General features: G+C 72.8%; 18 protein-coding genes. 5 read left to right on the forward strand and 13 right to left on the reverse strand.

Annotation, left to right across the window (positions count from 1 at the left end):
* The first annotated feature begins 67 nt into the window (after window positions 1-67).
* Window positions 68-1,459, forward strand: a complete 1,392-nt coding sequence (locus tag ACZ6AQ_RS24850) for a Gfo/Idh/MocA family protein (RefSeq protein ID WP_468762426.1) — start codon at window positions 68-70, stop codon at window positions 1,457-1,459.
* A 49-nt stretch (window positions 1,460-1,508) separates the two neighbouring features.
* Here ACZ6AQ_RS24850 and ACZ6AQ_RS24855 read toward each other — a convergent pair whose 3' ends face one another.
* The gene (locus tag ACZ6AQ_RS24855; protein ID WP_468762428.1) at window positions 1,509-3,125 is read right to left on the reverse strand and encodes a peptide-N4-asparagine amidase; all 1,617 of its coding nucleotides are present in this window, start codon (window positions 3,123-3,125) and stop codon (window positions 1,509-1,511) included.
* A gap of 134 nt (window positions 3,126-3,259) precedes the next feature.
* Entirely contained in the window at window positions 3,260-4,051 is a 792-nt protein-coding gene (locus ACZ6AQ_RS24860) for a metal-dependent hydrolase (RefSeq protein ID WP_468762430.1), read from the reverse strand.
* A gap of 133 nt (window positions 4,052-4,184) precedes the next feature.
* On the opposite strand from ACZ6AQ_RS24860, the gene ACZ6AQ_RS24865 reads away from it, so the two are divergent.
* Window positions 4,185-6,698, forward strand: a complete 2,514-nt coding sequence (locus ACZ6AQ_RS24865; RefSeq protein WP_468762432.1) for a DEAD/DEAH box helicase — start codon at window positions 4,185-4,187, stop codon at window positions 6,696-6,698.
* A gap of 13 nt (window positions 6,699-6,711) precedes the next feature.
* Entirely contained in the window at window positions 6,712-7,575 is an 864-nt protein-coding gene (locus ACZ6AQ_RS24870; protein WP_468762434.1) for an acyl-CoA thioesterase, read from the forward strand.
* A 13-nt stretch (window positions 7,576-7,588) separates the two neighbouring features.
* Here the strand turns inward: ACZ6AQ_RS24870 and ACZ6AQ_RS24875 are convergent, their stop codons facing one another.
* Entirely contained in the window at window positions 7,589-7,831 is a 243-nt protein-coding gene (locus ACZ6AQ_RS24875; RefSeq protein ID WP_388692101.1) for a DUF6011 domain-containing protein, read from the reverse strand.
* 35 nt (window positions 7,832-7,866) lie between these two features.
* On the opposite strand from ACZ6AQ_RS24875, the gene ACZ6AQ_RS24880 reads away from it, so the two are divergent.
* A complete protein-coding gene (locus ACZ6AQ_RS24880; protein WP_388692104.1) occupies window positions 7,867-8,349 on the forward strand; it encodes a glutathione peroxidase in 483 nt (160 codons plus the stop codon).
* A complete protein-coding gene (locus tag ACZ6AQ_RS24885) occupies window positions 8,342-9,112 on the forward strand; it encodes a putative protein N(5)-glutamine methyltransferase (RefSeq protein WP_468762436.1) in 771 nt (256 codons plus the stop codon). The genes ACZ6AQ_RS24880 and ACZ6AQ_RS24885 overlap by 8 nt, the downstream gene beginning before the upstream one ends.
* 155 nt (window positions 9,113-9,267) lie before the next feature.
* On the opposite strand, the gene ACZ6AQ_RS24890 is transcribed toward ACZ6AQ_RS24885, so the two are convergent.
* Genes ACZ6AQ_RS24890 through ACZ6AQ_RS24935 form a run of 10 tightly spaced genes read right to left on the reverse strand, consistent with a single transcriptional unit; the run spans window position 9,268 to window position 19,007 of the window.
* Window positions 9,268-10,149, reverse strand: a complete 882-nt coding sequence (locus ACZ6AQ_RS24890) for a hypothetical protein (protein WP_468762438.1) — start codon at window positions 10,147-10,149, stop codon at window positions 9,268-9,270.
* A gap of 46 nt (window positions 10,150-10,195) precedes the next feature.
* On the reverse strand, window positions 10,196-10,738 hold the full coding sequence (locus tag ACZ6AQ_RS24895; RefSeq protein ID WP_388692113.1) for a hypothetical protein: 543 nt from the start codon (window positions 10,736-10,738) through the stop codon (window positions 10,196-10,198).
* 26 nt (window positions 10,739-10,764) lie between these two features.
* Window positions 10,765-11,592 (reverse strand): hypothetical protein, encoded by an 828-nt coding sequence (locus ACZ6AQ_RS24900; RefSeq protein ID WP_468762440.1) that lies wholly within the window; start codon window positions 11,590-11,592, stop codon window positions 10,765-10,767.
* Window positions 11,589-12,104: a hypothetical protein gene (locus ACZ6AQ_RS24905; RefSeq protein ID WP_468762442.1), complete on the reverse strand. Its 516-nt coding sequence runs from the start codon at window positions 12,102-12,104 to the stop codon at window positions 11,589-11,591. Before ACZ6AQ_RS24905 ends, ACZ6AQ_RS24900 begins: the two co-directional genes overlap by 4 nt.
* Complete coding sequence (locus ACZ6AQ_RS24910) at window positions 12,101-13,384, reverse strand: MCE family protein (protein WP_388692119.1); 1,284 nt, start codon at window positions 13,382-13,384, stop codon at window positions 12,101-12,103. The genes ACZ6AQ_RS24905 and ACZ6AQ_RS24910 overlap by 4 nt, the downstream gene beginning before the upstream one ends.
* A complete protein-coding gene (locus ACZ6AQ_RS24915) occupies window positions 13,381-14,631 on the reverse strand; it encodes an MCE family protein (protein WP_468762443.1) in 1,251 nt (416 codons plus the stop codon). Before ACZ6AQ_RS24915 ends, ACZ6AQ_RS24910 begins: the two co-directional genes overlap by 4 nt.
* Window positions 14,628-15,656, reverse strand: coding sequence for an MCE family protein (locus ACZ6AQ_RS24920; RefSeq protein ID WP_468762445.1), 1,029 nt, complete (start codon window positions 15,654-15,656; stop codon window positions 14,628-14,630). Before ACZ6AQ_RS24920 ends, ACZ6AQ_RS24915 begins: the two co-directional genes overlap by 4 nt.
* Complete coding sequence (locus tag ACZ6AQ_RS24925) at window positions 15,656-16,702, reverse strand: MCE family protein (RefSeq protein WP_468762447.1); 1,047 nt, start codon at window positions 16,700-16,702, stop codon at window positions 15,656-15,658. Before ACZ6AQ_RS24925 ends, ACZ6AQ_RS24920 begins: the two co-directional genes overlap by 1 nt.
* On the reverse strand, window positions 16,699-17,754 hold the full coding sequence (locus tag ACZ6AQ_RS24930; RefSeq protein ID WP_468762449.1) for an MCE family protein: 1,056 nt from the start codon (window positions 17,752-17,754) through the stop codon (window positions 16,699-16,701). The genes ACZ6AQ_RS24925 and ACZ6AQ_RS24930 overlap by 4 nt, the downstream gene beginning before the upstream one ends.
* On the reverse strand, window positions 17,751-19,007 hold the full coding sequence (locus ACZ6AQ_RS24935; protein ID WP_468762451.1) for an MCE family protein: 1,257 nt from the start codon (window positions 19,005-19,007) through the stop codon (window positions 17,751-17,753). Before ACZ6AQ_RS24935 ends, ACZ6AQ_RS24930 begins: the two co-directional genes overlap by 4 nt.
* Window position 19,008 lies beyond the last annotated feature (1 nt).

The raw sequence follows: 19,008 nt of genomic DNA on the forward strand, positions 1-19,008 counted from the left end.
GCGCCGGGGCCAGGGTCCTGTGCGGGATTCATGAAACGGCCGTGCCCACACAGCTCCGGGAGGTTCCATGAACGAGCAGACACCGCGCACTCCGAGCCGGCGTACGGTCCTCAGGACCACGGCGGGGGCCGCCGGAGCGGGGCTCGGTCTCGCCGCCGGTACCGGAACCGCCCACGCCGCTCCTACCGCCCCCACCGCCGTGCCGCGGCGGCGGGGCGCCACCATGGCCGGGGTCCCCTTCGAGGCCCGCTCCACGGTCCGGGTGGGCATCGTCGGCTTCGGCAACCGGGGCGCCTCCATGATCGGTCACTTCCTCGCCCACTCCTGGGTGCGGGTGGTCGCCGTCTGCGACCCGGTGCGCGAGAAGGCCGAGCGGGCCGCCGCCCAGGTCGTCGCCGCCGGACGGCCGGCCCCCGCGCTGTACGCCAACGGCGAGGAGGACTACGCGAACCTGTGCGCCCGGACCGACCTCGACTTCGTGTACGTGGCGACCCCCTGGGACAGCCACTTCGCCGTCGCCCGGGCCGCGCTCCTGAACGGCAAGCACGTGGGCGTGGAGTGTCCGCTCGCGATGGAGCTGGACCAGCTGTGGGAGCTGGTCGACCTGTCGGAGCAGACCCGTCGGCACTGCCTGCAGCTGGAGAACTGCTGCTACGGCCGGAACGAGATGCGGGTCCTGCGGATGGCGCACGCGGGGAAGTTCGGCGACCTCCTGCACGGGGCGGGGGCGTACAACCACGACCTGCGCGCCCTGATGTTCTCGCCGACGTACTACGAGGGGCCCTGGCGCCGGCTGTGGCACACGCGGCTGCGCGGCGACCTCTACCCCAACCACGGCTTCGGCCCGGTCGCGAACTACATGGACCTCAACCGGGGCGACCGGGCGGTGCGCATCAGCAGTTTCGGCACCCCGGCGCTCGGACTCGCCGAGTACCGCGCGGAGCACGTGCCGGCCGGCGACCCGAGCCGGAAGGAGACGTACGTCGGGAGCGACCGGACGATCAGCCTGGTGCAGACGGCCAGGGGCCGGGTGATCCGCCTGGAGCACGACGTCTCCACCCCGCACCCGTACAGCAGGATCAACAGCCTGGGCGGCACCCGGGGCGTCTTCGAGGACTATCCGGCCCGGATCTACCTGGAGCCGGACCACAAGGACGACCAGTGGGGCGACTTCTCGGCGTACGCGGCCGAGTTCGACCACTGGCTGTGGAAGGAGCACGCCAACCCGCCGGGCGGGCACGGCGGAATGGACTACCTCATGGTCTACCGCCTGGTGCAGTGCCTCCAGAAGGGGCTGGTGCCGGACTTCGACGTGTACGACGCCGCCACCTGGTCGGCCCCGGTGCCGCTGAGCCACGCCTCGATCAAGGCCGGCGGGGTGCCGCAGGAGATCCCCGACTTCACCCGGGGCGAGTGGCGCGCGGCCCGTCCGGGCGTGGACTCGGCGAAGCCCCGCTGAGGCACCGTGCCCGGCCCCCGCGCGGAAGGGGGGCCGGGCACGGCCCCGTTCAGCAGCGGCGCAGGTCCCGGGTCACGGTGCCCTGGACCGTCGTCAGGGTCCGGTCGTGACAGCCCCCGGAGCCGTACAGCCGGTAGCGCTCGGTCGTGGTGCCGACGGCGTGCCGCTCCTCGCGCGGCACGCCGGTGGTGTACGTCGCGTCGCCGGTGTACGTGTGGTCCAGGCGGGACCAGGACAGGCGCCGTCCGTCGCGCAGGACGAGGGTGTCGGCGCGGTCCCCGAGGGTGAGGACGGTCCGCAGCCGGTCGCCGGCGCCGACCGTGGTCTCGCCGTCCATCGTGTACGCGCGGTCGGTGCGGGTGACCGTGCGGCCGCTGGTCACGGTCTCCCGGTCGGTCCAGCGGCCGGTGAACGCGTCCGGGTTCTCCCCCTCGCCCCAGCGGTGCGCGGAGGTGTGCCCGACGGTCCGGGTGACGGTGGTGACGACCCGGCCGTGCGAGGTGTTCAGGTGGCCGCCGACGGTGAGGCGGTGACCGGCCCCGGTGTCGACCCGGTGGAGGGAGCCGGCGGTACCGGCCGTGTACACCGAGGAGTTGGCCGGATCGCTCTCCTCGTGCCGGTCGAGGCCGCCGGTGACGACCCGGCTGCCCTCGTCCTGCCAGAGGAGGACGTTGGTGGGCGCGGACCAGCCCGGCAGACCGGCCGGGACGCCGGCGACGGCGACCTCCACGCGGTGGGGGCGCCCGTCGTTGAGGACGGCGGCGAAGGGGGTCAGGTCGTAGACGACCGGCTGGACGTCGAAGGCGCGGGGGGCGGGGGTGACGTACCAGAGGAAGGGATTGGACCAGCCGCCGGTCCAGACCGTGGGGAAGGGGGCGGCGATGCCGGCGAGGCGCCCGTCCACGGAGACGCGGACCTCGCGGTGGGGTCCGCCGGCCGCCCGGCAGGAGTAGGGGGCGGTGTCGGGGACGGAGAGGTACCAGTACTCCTCGCAGCCCCCGCCCGACCCGGTGGCGTACACCTCGGCGAGGACGCGTTCGGTGTTGCGCGGGGTGGTGAGGGTGGGGCCGGTGAGCGGGAGCACCCGGTCGGGGGTGTCGGCGGCGGGCTTCACCCGGCCCCGGGCGGTGTGGAAGGTGAGGGTGACGCGGACGTCGAGGACGCCGGTGTACGTCTCGTTCACGACGTTGCCGATGAGCATCTCGACGGGCTGCGGGCGGCTGAGGGTGTCGCGGTACCGGGTGACGTCCTTCTCGACCGACCAGGTGATGCCGTCCGGCGAGGGCTGGGGCGTGGAGGTGCGGAGGATCTCGACGCCGCCGACGGTGACGTGGCCGAGCCGGTCGTACTGGCGGCCCTTCACCCTGCCCTCGAGACGCAGGACGACCTTGTTCCAGCGGGTGCCGCACTCCGCCGGCGGGACGTAGCTCCCCCGGTAGGGGGTGAAGTCACGGAACCGCGCCGCCGCGAGGGTGACTTCGCAGCTGGGGGTCCCGGGGACGGCGACGGGCGGGGCGGCGGTGACCGGGTCGTGCCAGTCGGTGGTGAACTCGGCCGGGGGCGTCGGGCCGTCCGGCACCCCGGCGGTCGCCGGCTGGGCGGTGAACAGCGCGCCGGCGGCCAGCAGCAGCGCCCCGATCACGCTCGTGATCCTGAGTGGTCTCATGGGGCGGAAGTGAAGCGCGAGGGGGCGCGGCCGGTCCAGAGGACGAAGAACGGACATGGCGCGATCTGTCCCTCATGGGGAAAAACGGTCGCTCCCTCCGGTGGGGGGAGCGACCCCCGCGCGTACGGCACGGATCACACCAGACCGAGCGCGAAGACCGCGCCGATCCCGCCGAGCACCATGAAGGCGGGCGTGAGGACCTTCAGCTCGACCCGGCTGCCGGCCCGGAACCGCATGAACTTGGGCGGGCCGACCGGGTACCAGAACTTGCGGCCGACGGGTATGGGCCAGAGGACCGGACAGCCCGACACCGTCAGGGCGTCGCCGATGTCGTGGACGAGGGCGCCGAGGACGATCGGCAGCCCGAGCCACAGGTACTCCTGGCCGGGACCGGTGAAGAACCAGTTCGCGCCGTTGCCGGGGTCCTCCAGGACGTCCGCCATGATCCAGGCGCCGGCCGCGCCGAGCAGCCAGACCAGGACGTCGCTGGACGCCCGGGCGGCCCGCCAGAGGAGACCCTCCACGGCCAGGACCGTATGGACGAAGAGGAGGGCGAGGACCGCCCACCGGCCGCCGCTGACCGCCGCCGCGGAGGCCCCGACGCCCATCAGGACCGCCCAGAGCCAGGTGTGGGTGAGGGTCCGGTGTCCCCCGGTCCGCCGGGGGTCGGCCTTGGAACGGGTGGCCTTGTAGACGGCGTACGACACCTTGTCGATGATCCCGCAGAGGATCTTGGAGAGGGGCCCGAAGGAGCGCGATATGGTCGCGGACTTGTGGTCGAGGTCGGGGGCGAGGGCCGCCCCCGCGCAGATGAGCGCGCCGACGACGAGCACCGGCCAGGGCATCGGGCGGTCGTAGGCCGCCGCGAGGGCCCCGGCCCCCAGCCAGGCCGCCGCTCCGGACAGTGAGTGCGCCGGTCCCATCATGAGTGGCCCGCCCCGTTTCTCCCCTGCCGGATCGTTCGTTCGACGCCCGGTCGACGGACGAGCCTACCGCCGGTGATCACCGCCGACGACGGCCGGTTCCCTGATCCGGACGGAATCCAGGCAAGATGGGAGCGTGACCCTCATCGATCAGCTTCCGCCGACCGCCGACCCCGACGCCCTCTTCGAAGCCTTCTCCTCCTGGGCCGAGGAGCGGGGCATCACGCTCTACCCGGCCCAGGAAGAGGCGCTGATCGAGGTCGTCTCCGGGGCCAACGTCATCCTGTCCACCCCCACCGGATCGGGAAAGTCGCTGGTCGCGGCGGGTGCGCACTTCACCGCGCTCGCGAACGACCAGGTGACCTTCTACACCGCGCCGATCAAGGCGCTGGTGTCGGAGAAGTTCTTCGACCTGTGCAAGCTCTTCGGCACCGAGAACGTCGGCATGCTGACCGGCGACGCCTCCGTGAACGCGGACGCGCCGGTGATCTGCTGCACGGCGGAGGTCCTCGCCTCGATCGCGCTGCGGGACGGCAGGTACGCCGACATCGGCCAGGTCGTCATGGACGAGTTCCACTTCTACGCCGAGCAGGACCGCGGCTGGGCCTGGCAGATCCCGCTGCTCGAACTCCCCCAGGCGCAGTTCGTCCTGATGTCGGCGACGCTCGGCGACGTGTCGATGTTCGAGAAGGACCTGACCCGGCGCACGGGCCGGCCGACCTCGGTGGTCCGCTCCGCGACCCGGCCGGTGCCGCTCTCGTACGAGTACCGGCTCACCCCCATCACGGACACCCTGACGGAGCTCCTGGAGACCAGGCAGGCGCCCGTCTACATCGTGCACTTCACGCAGGCGCAGGCCGTCGAGCGCGCGCAGTCGCTGATGAGCATCAACATGTGCACGCGCGAGGAGAAGGACAGGATCGCCGAGCTGATCGGCAGCTTCCGCTTCACCACCAAGTTCGGCCAGAACCTCTCGCGGTTCGTGCGCCACGGCATCGGCGTGCACCACGCGGGCATGCTGCCGAAGTACCGGCGGCTCGTGGAGAAGCTGGCGCAGGCCGGTCTGCTGAAGGTGATCTGCGGGACGGACACGCTCGGCGTGGGTGTGAACGTGCCGATCCGCACGGTGCTCTTCACGGCCCTCACCAAGTACGACGGCAACCGGGTGCGCACGCTGCGCGCCCGTGAGTTCCACCAGATCGCGGGCCGGGCGGGCCGGGCCGGTTTCGACACGGCGGGCCTGGTCGTCGCGCAGGCGCCCGAGCACGTCATCGAGAACGAGAAGGCGCTCGCGAAGGCCGGCGACGACCCGAAGAAGCGCCGCAAGGTGGTCCGCAAGAAGGCCCCGGAGGGCTTCGTCGCCTGGAGCGACACGACGTTCGAGAAGCTGATCGCCGCCGATCCGGAACCGCTGACCTCCCGCTTCAAGGTCACCAACATCATGCTCCTCTCGGTGATCGCCCGTCCGGGCAACGCCTTCGAGGCGATGCGCAAGCTCCTGGAGGACAACCACGAGCCGCGCAAGGCGCAGCTGCGGCACATCCGCCGGGCCATCGCGATCTACCGCTCGCTGCTCGACGGCGGTGTGGTGGAGCAGCTGGACGAGCCGGACGCCGAGGGCCGCACGATCCGGCTCACCGTCGACCTCCAGCAGGACTTCGCGCTCAACCAGCCGCTGTCCACGTTCGCCCTCGCCGCGTTCGACCTGCTCGACCTGGAGTCCCCCTCGTACGCCCTGGACATGGTGTCCGTCGTCGAGTCGACGCTCGACGACCCGCGCCAGATCCTCGCCGCCATGCAGAACAAGGCGCGCGGGGAGGCCGTGGGGCGGATGAAGGCGGACGGCGTCGAGTACGAGGAGCGGATGGAGCGGCTCCAGGAGATCTCGTACCCGAAGCCGCTGGAGGAGCTGCTCTGGCACGCGTACGGCGTCTACCGGACGTCGCACCCGTGGGTGGGCGACCACCCGGTGTCGCCGAAGTCGATCGTCCGCGACATGTACGAACGCGCCATGTCCTTCACCGAGTTCACCTCCTGGTACGAGCTGGCGCGGACCGAGGGGATCGTCCTGCGGTACCTGGCGAGCGCGTACAAGGCGCTGGACCACACCGTCCCGGACGACCTGAAGACCGAGGACCTGGAGGACCTGATCGCCTGGCTGGGCGAGATGGTGCGCCAGGTGGACTCCTCGCTGCTCGACGAGTGGGAGCAGCTGGCGAACCCCGAGGTCCAGACCGCCGAGGAGGCCCAGGAGAAGGCCGACCAGGTCAAGCCGGTCACGGCGAACGCCCGCGCCTTCCGGGTCCTGGTGCGCAACGCCATGTTCCGCCGGGTGGAGCTGGCCGCCCTGGACAACGTGGACGCGCTGGGCGAGCTGGACGCGGAGTCCGGCTGGGACGCGGACGCGTGGGGCGAGGCGATGGACGCGTACTGGGACGAGTACGACGACCTCGGCACGGGCCCGGACGCGCGCGGCCCGAAGCTGCTCGCCATCAAGGAGGACGCGGCGCACGGCCTGTGGCGCGTCCGGCAGACCTTCGCCGACCCCAACGGCGACCATGACTGGGGCATCGGCGCGGAGGTGGATCTCGCGGCCTCCGACGAGGAGGGCCGCGCGGTCGTCCGCGTGACGTCCGTCGGACAGCTGTAGGAGGAGTTCCGTGGTGACCAATCCCGCCGAGAGGCTGGTCGACCTGCTCGACCTGGAGCGGATCGAGGTCGACATCTTCCGCGGGCTCAGCCCGCACGAGTCGTTGCAGCGGGTCTTCGGCGGGCAGGTCGCCGGCCAGGCCCTGGTGGCGGCGGGCCGCACCGTGGAGAAGGAGCGGCCGGTGCACTCGCTGCACGCCTACTTCCTGCGGCCGGGCCGGCCCGGGGTGCCGATCGTGTACCAGGTGGAGCGGGTGCGCGACGGGCGCTCGTTCACGACCCGCCGGGTGACGGCGGTGCAGGAGGGGCGGACGATCTTCAATCTGACGGCCTCGTTCCACCTGCCGGAGGAGGCCGGGTTCGAGCACCAGCTGCCGCCGCGGCACATGACGGACCCGGAGAGCCTGCCGAACCTCGCGGACGAGATCCGCGACCACCTGGGGGCGCTGCCGGAGGCCCTGGAGCGGATGGCCCGCCGGCAGCCCTTCGACATCCGGTACGTGGACCGGCTGCGGTGGACCCGGGAGGAGGTCGAGGGCGCGGACCCGCGCAGCGCGGTGTGGATGCGGGCCGTGGGGCCGCTGGGCGACGACCCGCTGATCCACACCTGCGCCCTGACGTACGCCTCGGACATGACCCTGCTGGACGCGGTGCGGATCCCCGTTGAGCCCCTGTGGGGTCCGCGCGGGTTCGACATGGCGTCGCTCGACCACGCCATGTGGTTCCACCGGCCGTTCCGGGCGGACGAGTGGTTCCTGTACGACCAGGAGTCCCCGATCGCCACGGGCGGGCGGGGCCTCGCGCGGGGCCGGATCTACGACCGGGAGGGCCGGCTCCTGGTGTCCGTGGTCCAGGAGGGCCTGTTCCGCAGGCTCTGAGGACCCGGGGGCTCTACTCGGACCCGGTGGCCGCCCCCGGCGGGTCCAGGCCCGGCAGGGCGTCCTGCTCGACCTCGTGGCGGCGGGCGCGGATGTCCGGGCCCGGCGGGTGGAGCTTGGCGTCGCAGGCCGGGCCGAGTCCGGTGCGGCGCGAGCCCGCGCCCGTCAGGGGGCGTCCGCAGAGCCGGCAGCGGACTCTTTCCGGTCCTTCCTCCGCGAGGGGGCCGATCGTCATTGCCAGTGGTTCGTCGCGCATGCTGAGATCAAACCCCATTCGGACGAGGAGCAGCCATGAGCCTGTACGACATCCCGCTGAAGACCCTGACCGGCGAGCCGGTCACCCTGGCCGACTACCGGGACCGCGCGGTCCTGGTGGTGAACGTCGCCTCCAAGTGCGGCCTGACCCCGCAGTACGCGGGCCTGGAGCGGCTGCAGAAGGAGTACGGGGAGCGCGGCCTCACCGTGCTCGGCGTGCCCTGCAACCAGTTCGCGGGCCAGGAGCCGGGCAGCGCGGAGGAGATCCGGACCTTCTGCTCGACCACGTACGGGGTGACCTTCCCGCTCCTGGAGAAGACCGACGTCAACGGCGAGGACCGCCACCCCCTCTACGCGGAGCTGGTGAAGGTCGCGGACTCCGAGGGCGAGGCCGGTGACGTGCAGTGGAACTTCGAGAAGTTCCTGATCGGCCGCGACGGCGAGGTCACCCGCTTCCGTCCGCGCACCGAGCCGGACGCCCCGGAACTCGTGGCGGCCATCGAGGCGCGACTTGCCTGACACGGAGGTCGCCGGACGTCTGCGGGCCGCCGGCTGCGTCTTCGCCGAGGAGGAGGCCGCGATGCTGCTCGCGACGGCCGGCGGGCCCGCCGAGCTGGACCTGATGGTCGAGCGGCGGGCGTCGGGCCTGCCGTTGGAGCACGTCGTGGGCTGGGCCGGGTTCGCCGGACTGCGGATCGCCGTGGAGACGGGGGTGTTCGTGCCCCGGCGGCGGACCGAGTTCCTGGTCGAGCGGGCCGTGGCGCTGGCCGCGCCCGGCGCGCTCTGCGTCGATCTGTGCTGCGGTTCCGGAGCGGCGGGCGCGGTGCTGCTCGAACGGGTCGGGGGCGCGGAGGTGCACGCCTCGGACATCGAGCCGGCGGCGGTGGCCTGCGCCCGGCGGAACCTCGAACCGCGCGGCGGCCGGGTGTACGAGGGGGACCTGTTCGCCCCGCTGCCGCCGGGGCTGCGGGGCCGGGTCGAGATCCTGGTCGCCAACGTGCCGTACGTGCCGACCGGGGAGATCGGGCTGCTGCCGGCCGAGGCGCGCGACCACGAACCGCTCGTCACGCTGGACGGCGGCCCGGACGGGCTCGACGTGCTGCGGCGGGTCGCCGCCGGGGCCCCGGAGTGGCTGGCGCCCGGCGGCCACCTGCTGGCCGAGACGAGCGAGGGCCAGGCGGACCGGGCGGTGGAGGCGGTCTCCGCGTGCGGCCTGGAGGCGCGGATCGTCACGTGCGAGGAGCGGTACGCGACGGTGCTCGTCGCCACGCGGAGGGCGTAGCGGGACGGCCGCGGCCGCCGCGTGACGTGTACGGGGCGGTCGCGGCCGCCGTGCGCGGGGCGGGGCGGTCGCGGCGGCCGGTCGTGCGGGGCGCTTTCCCGCGCCCCGTACGGCCGTCCCGTACGGGGCCGCGGGCGCCGCGGCGGTCGGGCGGCTCAGCGGCCGAAGGTGTCGATGTTCTCCACGAGCCAGCGTCCGTCCCGCCGCACGACGTCCACGGCGAACATGGCACCCGCGTAGACGCCCTGGTCCTGGGCCTTCGGCTGCCGCTTGCCGGCCCCGCCGGTCCCGGCCGTGCTCACGCTGCTCTGGTCGGCGTAGACCAGGACCCGGGCCCGGTCGCCGTCGATCCGCTCGACCGCGCTGTCGGTGACCGTCGTGGTGATCACCGTCTTCTGCTGGGCGGCCTGGGCGAGGACCCCGCCGAGCAGCGTCCGGTGCTGGGCGACGGCCTTGCCCGTGAGGAGCGTCTTCCCGGCCTGCTCGAAGGGGGTCGTGTCGGCGTGGTCGTAGGAGAAGAGGGCGGCGACGGCCGCGGAGGTCTGGCCCTTGATCTCGCTGGTGCGGGCGAGGTCGGTGAGGGCCGTGTTGGAGCGCGCCGGGTCGTCGCGGAGCTCCGACGCCCTGTGGTGAGCCCAGCCGGAGAAGCCGCCGAGGAGGAGCGTCAGGACGCACAGAACCACAAGGGGGACAAGGGGGACGAGGGGGCGCGGCCGTGCCCCGCCCCCGGCCTCCCCGGCGGACGCCGCCCGGTCCCGGGGCCCGCCGCGTCCGGGACGGGCGGTGTCCCCGTCGGCGGTGCTCCCGCCGGCGTCCCGTTCCGGCGTCCCGTCCGCCGCCGTCCCCCGCGCGGGCTTCGCCGCCGTTCCCCGCCGGTTCCGCGGGGCGGTCTCGGTCAGGAGGCCCACCGGCGTACGGGACCGGTCGTCACCGGACGGCCGGGAGGCGGTCTCCCCGGGGGCGGGAGCGGGCGCCGACGGGGCGGCTAGGGCCTGGCGGCGGCGCTGGCGGTTGAGGTGGTGACGGGGCGTCGGCATCGTGCGTGTCCTTTCGGGTGCGGGCGGTTCACGTGGTACGGCCCGGTCAACCGGACGCCGTGCCGCCCACGGGGGCCTGCCCCAGGCCGCTGAGCTTCCACTGCCCGTCGGCGCGGGTGAGTTCGCCCAGCATGCGGCTGTCCTTGTCCGTGCTCTTGTTGTCGGGCGTCGTGACCGTGACGCGCAGGGCGACGAGCAGCCGGGCGCGGCCCGCCCGGTCGTCGAGTTCCGTGACGGCGCCGGACAGCACCCGGGCCGTGGTCACCGTCTTCGCGCTCTTCACCTGGCTGGTGAACTCCTGGCGTCCGCCCACGAGCTGCTTGTGCAGCTCCCCGGTCGTGGAGGATTCCCAGAGGTCGAGCCCCTGCTCCACGCGCCGGTGGTCGAGCGTGTTGAGGTTCTGCACGGCCTGCTCCCCCGCCGCGAGCGCCCGGTCGCGCTGCACGGCGTACGCGGCGGAGTCGTCGTGGGCCGCGGCGTACCAGTCGTGGCCGGTCCAGGCCGCGAAGCCGCCCGCGACGAGGGTGAGCCCGAGGGCCGCGGCCAGGACCGGCCGGATGCCCGCCGGAGTGCGGACCGGGCGTTTCATGGGGTGCTCCCGTCTCCCGCTCATCGTCAGCGGGCCTTGATGTCGGCGATCAGCCACCGGTCTCCCTGGAACTTCGCGGTGACGGTGAGCTGGGCCGCGGCGGTCGTGGCGGGGGCCTTGTCCCGCCGTGAGGTCTGGTCGAGGAAGACGAGGAGGCGCGCGTCGTCCCCGTCGAGCTCGATCACTCCGACGCGGACGGCCTGGGTGGTCAGGGTGACGCGCTGCTTGACCAGGTTCGCGCGGACCTGGGCGAACAGGTCGGCGTACTGGCGGGCGGCGCGTCCGGTCAGCACGGTCCGGGCGGAGCGCTCGGCCGCGTCGGCGCTGGAGGGGGCGTAGGAGAAGACCCGGGCGAGGCCCTCGCCGACGTCGCCGCCGACGCGGGTGGTGGCGGCGACGTCGGTGAGCGCGTGGTTGCGCGCGGACGGGGTGGAGCGGAGCTGGTGGGCGCCGTAGAAGAACGCGCTTCCGCCGAGGAGCAGGGCGACGACGGCCGCGGGCAGGGCGATCCTCCGCCACGGGGAGGTGGAGCGGCGTCCGCCCCCGTCCCCCGGCGGCTCCTCCTCCGCCTCCTCCGCCTCCTCCGCCTTCTCGGGCTTCTCGGGCTTCTCGGGCTTCTTCGTCTCCAGCGCCTTCTTCGTCTCCGGCGCCTTCTCGGCCTTCTCGGCCTTCTCCGTCCGGTCCCCGGGCCGCTCGTCCGGGTCGGTGACGGCTTCGGCCCCGGGCGCCGCCCCGGCCGTGTCCGGGACCGGCTCCGTCCGACGCACCGTCTCCGCCGACTCCGCCTTCTCCGCCTTCTCCGCCTTCTCCTCGGTTCCGGTTCCCCGGGCCGCCCCGCGCAGCAGTCGTGTCACTCGTCCTCGCTCCCCTCGGCTCCGGCGACGGGCACCGCGCTCAGCGCGGCGACCTTCCAGGTGTCCTCGCCGGTGCGCGTCAGGACGGCCTCCAGACGCTTGCGGTCGGTGGTCGGGGCGCCGCCTCCCCGGGGGGTGACGTCGACGCGGACGGTCGCGACGAGCTTCGCCGTGCCGGCCCTCGCGTCCAGGGCGGTCAGGGCCGCTTCGGTGACCGTGGCGCGCGCCGAGGCTCCCACCGCGGGCTGGGTGCGCCCCAGTTCGGTGTGGAGCGGCCCGGTGGACGCGTCGCGCCAGGCCCGGACGCCCGCTTCGGCGTGCTCGCGGGTCGAGGCGTCGAGCGTGTTCAGTACGGTGACCCGGTCCCGGCCCTCGGCGAGCGCGGTGTCCCGCTCCCGGCCGAAGGCGAGGCCGTCGTCGGCGCGGGCCTGCGCGTAGGTCCACGCGCCGGTCCCGCAGAACCCCAGGGCGACGACGAGGACTCCGGCGCCGAGCGCCCTCGCCCGCTTCACCGCGTGCTCCCGGTGCCGAGGCCGAGCAGTCCGGCCATGTCGGTCGCTCCGGCGTTCTGGCCGGGCAGGGCGAGCGCGCCGGGCAGCGACTGCCGCTCGTCCGCCGTGCCGGCCGGGCCCCCCGCGCTGCCCGAGGGCAGGGAGCCGGCCCGGGCCGGGACGGGCACGCCCCCGCCCTTCGGAGCGTGGGCCGAGCCGCGCACGTTGACCCCGGAGGAGGCGGGGGCCGTGCAGGAGGCGCCGGTGTTGAGGGCGGGCGCCGTCCCCAGGTCGAGCCCGTTGCGGTAGCGCGTGCCGCCGTACCCGCTGGTGCAGGGCAGCGGCTTGAAGAAGGTGACGGCCATCCCGAAGTTGACCTTTCCTCCGTCGACGGCGGTGGCTCCGGCCGAGACGGCCGCCGGGAGCTTCACGAGCAGTTCCTCGATGCCGCGCTGCCGGGTGACGGCGACCTCCGAGGTGGTCAGGAGGTTGGCGAGGACGACGCCGAGGCTCGGGTCGAGGTCGCGCAGGAGCCCGCTGACCTGGCCCGCCGCGTCGGGCGTGACGGTCAGGAGGCGGCGCAGGTCGGCGTCGGAGCCCTTGAGGGTGGCGGCGAGGTCGCGCGCGCCGGTGGCGAAGCCGCGGATGGCGCGGCTCTCGTCGGCCTGGGTGCGCAGGACGACCTCGCCGTCCTGGATGAGCCGGGTGGTGGACGGCAGCGCCCGGTCGGCGGCCTGGACGAACCTGCTGCCGTTGTCGAGGAGGACCTGGAGGTCGTCCCCGTGCCCCTCGAACGTCTTGCCGAACTCGTCGACGACCGTGCGCAGGGACTCCAGCGGTACGGAGTTGGTGAGGTCGTTCATGCTGGCGAGCACGTCGGTGACCGGTGCGGGCACCTGCGTGTCGGTCTGTTCGATGCGGGCGCCGTCGGCGAGGAAGGGACCGCCGTCGCTCTCGGGGCGCAGGTCGATGTACTGCTCGCCGACGGCGGAGAGCCCGGCGACCACGGCCCGCGCGTCGGCGGGTATACGGGGGGCGGACTTCTTGATGCGCAGCTCGGCCACGACCCCGTCGGCGGTGAGGTCGATGTTGCCGACGCGCCCCACGGAGACGCCCCGGTAGGTGACGTCGGAGTGGGTGAACAGTCCTCCGGTGCGGGCGAGGTGGACCTTGACGACGTAGTGGTCGGTGACGCCCGCGTAGCGGCCGAGGTCCGCGTAGCGGATGCCCAGGAAGCCGAGCACGAGGACGGCGATGACCAGGAACGCGAGGTTCTTCAGCAGTACGGTACGGGTGATCACCGGTTCCCGCCTCCGTTCGTCGGTGTGGTGACCGGCAGCGGCAGGGCCGTTCCCGTGCCCGGGGCGGTGGGGCCGTTCCCCCCCTGCTTCCGGAGGCCGGGCGCGCCCGGGGTCGGGGGCTGGGGCGGGATGGTCGGGGTCTCGTCCCTGGGGACCAGCGGCGGGATCACCTTCGTGCCGGAGGCGGAGGCGAGGTGCAGATAGGCGTTGAGGTAGTCGCCCTTGATGCCCCGCATCACCTCGTCGGTGAAGGGGTACGTCAGCATCACCTGGAGCGATTCGGGCAGGTCGGCACCGGCGTCCGCGAGGGCCGTCAGGGTCGGCGCGAGGGCCTTGAGGTCGGCGACCATGTCCTTCTTGCTCGCGTCGACGGTGGTGACGGCGACGCCGGACAGCGTGTCCAGGGCGCGCAGCATGGTCAGCAGGGAGCCCCGCTGGTTCTCCAGCGTCTTCAGGCCGGGCGAGAGGCCGGTGAGGACCGTGCCGACGTCGTCCTTGCGGCCGGCCAGGGTGGCGGAGAGCCGGTTGACCCCGTCGAGGGCGCGGGTGATGTCGCCGCGGTGGGCGTCCAGGTTCGTCACCAGCGTGTCCACCCGCCTCAGCATCGAGCGGACTTCGGGCTCGCGTCCGCCGAGTGCCGTGTTCAGCTCCTTGGTGATGGTCTTGAGCTGGTTGACCCCGCCGCCGTTGAGCAGCAGGGACAGGGCGCCGAAGACCTCCTCGACCTCCGTGTTGCGGCTGGTGCGCGCCAGCGGGATGACGCTGCCGTCGGTGAGCCGTCCGCCGCCGTCCGTGCGGGCGGCGGCCTGCTGGACGCCTCCCCGGCCCTTGCCGTTCCCCTGCGGGGCGACGAGCTGGATGTACTTCTCGCCCAGGAGGCTGGACTGTTCGAGGCGGGCGCCGGCGTCGGCGGGCAGCTCGACGTCACCGTTGATCCTGAGGGTGACGCGGGCGGTCCAGGTGCCGGGCACCAGCTCGATGGCGGTGACCCGGCCGACGGCGACGTCGTTGACCTTGACCGCGGACTGCGGCACGAGGCTCAGGACGTCGTCGAGTTCGGCGGTGACCGTGTACGGGTGGGAGCCGAGGTCGGCGCCGCCGGGCAGCGGCAGGTCCTGGATGCCGTCGAACCGGACCGGGACGGCGGGGACCCCGCCGAGGACGACGGCCAGGCCCAGGCCGACCGCGATCACGCCGACGGCTCCGGCTCCGGCCGCCTTCCGGGAGGGGAGGGTGCCGCGCTTCATCGCTTCTCCTCTCCGGTGCTCGCCGAGGAGGCGCCGGTCACGGGCAGCGGGAGCAGCGGCCCGCCCATGCTGATCTCGTTGAGGTTGGCGCGACCGTCGAGGGTGCGGGTCTTCGGGTTGTACGCGTTGACGACGTTCCCGGCGGCGAGCGGGGCGGTGTCGAGCGCCTCGGCGAGGGAGGCGCGCTGGTCGACGAGGGTCTGGGTGAGGGGCACGAGCCGGTCGACGTTCTTCTTCAGCTCGCCGCGGTTGTCCTTGATGAACGTCTTGACCTGGGCGAGGGCCTTGCCGAGTTCCCTGAGGGCGCCGGCGAGGTCGTTCTTGTTCTCGGCGAAGTAGCCGACGACCTCGTCCAGGCGCTCCTGCGCGGTGCGGACGTCGCCGTCCTTCTTCTTGAGCATGGTGGTGAAGGTCTGGAGCTGGCCGAGGGTGGTGAACAGGTCGTCGCTGCTGCCGTCGAGGGTCTTGGCGGCCTTGCCGAACTGTTCGATGGAGGTGCCGATGGCCGCGCCGTTGCCCTTGAGGTTCTTCGCGCCGGTGTTCAGCAGCTCGGACAGGGCCCCCTCGGAGTTGGCGCCGTTCGGGCCGAGCGCGTCGCCCAGTTCGGTGATCGAGGCGTAGAGCTGGTCGATCTCGACGGGGACGCGGTTGCGGTCGGCGGGCAGTTCGGCTCCGTCGGTGAGGGCGGGGCCGGAGCTGTAGGCGGGGGTGAGCTGTACGTAGCGGTCGGCGACGATGCTCGGGGCGACGACGAGGGCCCGCGCGTCGGCGGGGACGCGTACGCCCTCGTCGAGGCGGAGTTCGACGCGCACCCGGGTGCCCTCCGGCTCCACGGACTCCACCTCGCCGACCCGCACGCCGAGGACGCGCAGGTCGGATCCGGCGTAGATGCCGACCGCCCGGTCGAACCAGGCGGTGACGCGGGTCCCGGCGGGGTCGAGGACGTGCTGCGCGACGGCGACTCCGCCGGCGGCGAGCACCACGAGGGCGAGTCCGGCCGCGAGGGGCGCTCTGGGTCTGGTCATCATTCACCGCTCCCCTTGGCCGTCGCCGTCTGTTTCGGCGGCAGGCACCCGGTCTTGGGCTGCGAGGTCTCGGGCAGGTAGGCGCGCGGCACCACGCCGCACAGGTAGCTGTCGAACCAGCGGCCGCTGCCGAGGGTGTTGCCGACGAGCCGGTAGTACGGGCCGACGAGCGCGAGCGTCTTGTCGAGCTGGCCGCTGTTCTTCTCCAGGACGCCGGTGACGCGGCTGAGGGCCTTGAGGGTGGGTCCGAGCTGCCGGTCGTTGTCGCTGACGAGACCGCTGAGTTCGGTGCCGAGTTCCCTGCTGCCCCTGAGCAGGGCGCGGATGGCGTCGCGGCGCTTCTGGAGCTCTCCGAGCAGGGAACCGCCGTCCTCGATGAGCGTCTCGAAGCTGGACTTCTTGTTCTCCAGGGTCTTGGTGAACTTCTTGCTGTTCTCCAGGAGCCTGGCGAGTTCGGCGTCGCGCTTGGAGACGGTCCTCGACAGTTCGGACAGGCCGTCGGCGGCGCTGCGCACGTGCGGCGGCGAGTTCTTGAACGTGTCGGAGATGGTCTCGAAGCTCTTCGCCAGCTTCTTGGTGTCGATGGCGTCGACGGTTCCGCTGAGGTCCTGGAACGCCTGGGTGACGTCGTACGGAGAGGTGGTGCGGGTCTGCGGGATGCGGGTGCCGGGGTCCTGCGGGGCGGCACCCAGCGGGTCGAGCGCCAGGTACTTCTCGCCCAGCAGGGTCTTGATGGCGATGGCGGCGGTCGACCGGTCGCCGACCCAGGCGTCGCCGACCTCGAACGTGACCTTGACCTTGGGGCCGTCGAGGGCGACCCCGGTGACCTTGCCGACCTTGACGCCGGCGATGCGCACCTCGTCGCCGGAGTCGAGTCCGGCGGCCTCGGTGAAGTCGGCGCTGTAGGAGGTGCCGCCGCCCACCAGGGGAAGCCGTTCCACGTTGTACGCCAGGGCTCCCAGCAGGGCGAGGAGGACCAGGCCGACGAGGGCGACGCCGACGGGGCTGCGTTCCTTGACGGGCTTGAGCAGGGGGCGGGGGCTCATCCGCGGCACCTCGCTTCGGTCACGGCGATGCCGGTCGGCGGCTTGGAGCCGTCGGAGGTTCCCACGCCGCTCACGCGCGCCTCGCAGAGGTAGAGGTTGAACCACGATCCGTACGAGGTCAGCCGGGCCAGCGCCGTCATCTTCGCGGGGGTGTTGGCGAGGAACTGTTCGAGGCGGGGAGCGTGGTCGCCGAGGGTTCCGGAGAGCCGGCCCAGCTCGGCGATGTCCTTCTTGAGGGGGGCGCGGCTCTCCTGGAAGAGCCCGGCGGTCGTGGTGCTGAGGTCGCCGATGGCCTTGACCGCCTCGCCGAGGGGCTTGCGGTCGGCGTTGAAGCCGGTGACGAGCTTCTGGAGGGTGACGACGAGGTCGTTGAAGCCGGCCTCGCGGTCGTTGAGGGTGCCCAGGACGGTGTTGAGGTGGGTGACGACCTCACCGATGACCTTGTCCTTGGCGGCGACGGTCCGGGTGAGGGAGCCGATGTGGCGCAGCAGGCTGTCGACGGTTCCGCTCTCGCCCTGGAGGACCTGGACGAGCGATCCGGCGAGGTCGTTGACGTCGTTGGGCGAAAGGCCCTCGAACAGCGGCTTGAACCCGTTGAACAGCAGCGTCAGGTCGAGCGCGGGCGTGGTGCGCTCCAGCGGGATGGTGTCCCCGGCCCGGAGGGTGCCCTCCAGGTCCCCGCTGCCCCGGTCGAGGGAGACGTACCGCTGTCCGACCATGTTGAGGTACTTCACGGCGGCGGTGGCCGACCGGGGCAGGGTGCGATCCTCGCTGACCGTGAAGGTGACCTGGGCGGTGCGCCGCTGGACGACGCGCACGTCGGTCACCTCGCCCACCTTCACCCCGGCGATGCGCACGGAGTCGCCCTCGGCGAGTCCGGTGACGTCGGTGAAGAGGGCCCGGTACGAGCGGGTGTCGGAGCCGACGCCGGTGTTGGCGATGCTGAAGCCGAGCACGGTGGTGGCGAGGGCCGTGACGAGGACGAAGACGAGGGACTTCAGGATGGTCCCGGTCAGGCCCCGGCGGCGGGTGTGGGCGGGTGGCGTCGTCATCGGAGGGTCACCTCCGCGCCGCGGAACGCGGGACCGGCCAGCAGGCTGCTCCAGTCCGGCAGGTCGCCGGGGCTCTTCTTCGCCGCGGGGGCGAGGAGTTCGTTGACGAGGTCGTTCTCCTGCGGGGAGTTGGCGGGGCCGAGGTCCTGCGCGGTCGCGGAGGACGCCCGCGCGGCGGGCGCGGCCGGGACGCCGAGGTAGGGCACGGGGTAGCAGCGCGGACCGCCGCCGGAGCCGTAGGAGGGGGCGTCGCGGCCGGGGACGTAGGCGCCGCGCGAGGGCACGGTGGTGACGTCCACGTGGATGCCGGGCTGGTTGGTGCCCTTGCCGAGCGCCTTGTCCATGGCGGGCACGAACTGGGCGAGGGTGCGCAGGGTGCAGGGGAAGGACGGGGAGTACTCCGCGATCCGTTCCAGGGTGGGCCTGCTGGTGGCGCTGAGCCGGATGATGTTGTCCTTGTTCTGCCGCAGGAAGGTCGTCAGGTCCTCGGCCGTCCGCGTGGTGGCGCCGAGGGTGCCGGCCAAGGCGGTCTCCTTCTCGGCGAGGGTGCCGCTGGTGGTGGTGAAGTCGGTGAGCGCGGTGACGATGTCCGGGGCGGCGTCCGCGTAGAGGTGGCTGACCTTCACGAGTTCTTTCAGATCACGGGTGAGGGCGGGCAGCTGGGGGTTGAACTCGCGCAGGTGGGCGTCGAGTTGGACGAGGGTTTCGCCGAGCTTGTCGCCGCGTCCCTCCAGGGCCCTGGAGACGGCGGACAGGGTCGCCGACAGTTTCTGCGGCTGGACGGCGGTGAGCATGGGCAGGACGTTGTCGAGGACCTGCTGGAGTTCGACGGCGTTGCTGGAGCGGTCCTCCGGGATGACGGAGCCGGGGCGCAGGGGACGCGCCGAGGAGCCGCCGGGCGGTACGAGGGCGACGAACCGTTCGCCGAACAGCGTCGTCGGCAGCATCTGGGCGCGCACGTCGGAGGGGACGTGGTCCAGGGTGCCGGGCCGCATGGCGAGGGTGAGCCGGGCGCCTCCGCCGCCGGTGGCGTCGATGGCGCGGACCTCGCCGACGACGACGCCGCGCAGCTTCACCTCGGCGCCGAGGTGCATCTCGTTGCCGACGCTGCCGGTCTCGACGACGACCGGGTCGGAGTCGGTGAACTTCTTGTCGTAGACGGCGACCGCCAGCCAGGCGAGCAGGGCGGGCACCAGCAGGAAGACGACGCCGGCGAACCGGCGGCGCAGGATCTCTCCTCGTGGATCGTTCATC

It is taken from the genome of Streptomyces sp. NPDC041191 (assembly GCF_055591945.1).

Coding starts and splice junctions, on each gene's coding strand:
- ACZ6AQ_RS24890 (WP_468762438.1), bottom strand. CDS start 10,149: ATGCCGACGCCCCGTCACCACCTCAACCGCCAGCGCCGCCGCCAGGCC.
- ACZ6AQ_RS24920 (WP_468762445.1), bottom strand. CDS start 15,656: ATGACCAGACCCAGAGCGCCCCTCGCGGCCGGACTCGCCCTCGTGGTG.
- ACZ6AQ_RS24855 (WP_468762428.1), bottom strand. CDS start 3,125: ATGAGACCACTCAGGATCACGAGCGTGATCGGGGCGCTGCTGCTGGCC.
- ACZ6AQ_RS24925 (WP_468762447.1), bottom strand. CDS start 16,702: ATGAGCCCCCGCCCCCTGCTCAAGCCCGTCAAGGAACGCAGCCCCGTC.
- ACZ6AQ_RS24850 (WP_468762426.1), top strand. CDS start 68: ATGAACGAGCAGACACCGCGCACTCCGAGCCGGCGTACGGTCCTCAGG.
- ACZ6AQ_RS24860 (WP_468762430.1), bottom strand. CDS start 4,051: ATGATGGGACCGGCGCACTCACTGTCCGGAGCGGCGGCCTGGCTGGGG.
- ACZ6AQ_RS24935 (WP_468762451.1), bottom strand. CDS start 19,007: ATGAACGATCCACGAGGAGAGATCCTGCGCCGCCGGTTCGCCGGCGTC.
- ACZ6AQ_RS24875 (WP_388692101.1), bottom strand. CDS start 7,831: ATGCGCGACGAACCACTGGCAATGACGATCGGCCCCCTCGCGGAGGAA.
- ACZ6AQ_RS24895 (WP_388692113.1), bottom strand. CDS start 10,738: ATGAAACGCCCGGTCCGCACTCCGGCGGGCATCCGGCCGGTCCTGGCC.
- ACZ6AQ_RS24915 (WP_468762443.1), bottom strand. CDS start 14,631: ATGAAGCGCGGCACCCTCCCCTCCCGGAAGGCGGCCGGAGCCGGAGCC.
- ACZ6AQ_RS24930 (WP_468762449.1), bottom strand. CDS start 17,754: ATGACGACGCCACCCGCCCACACCCGCCGCCGGGGCCTGACCGGGACC.
- ACZ6AQ_RS24880 (WP_388692104.1), top strand. CDS start 7,867: ATGAGCCTGTACGACATCCCGCTGAAGACCCTGACCGGCGAGCCGGTC.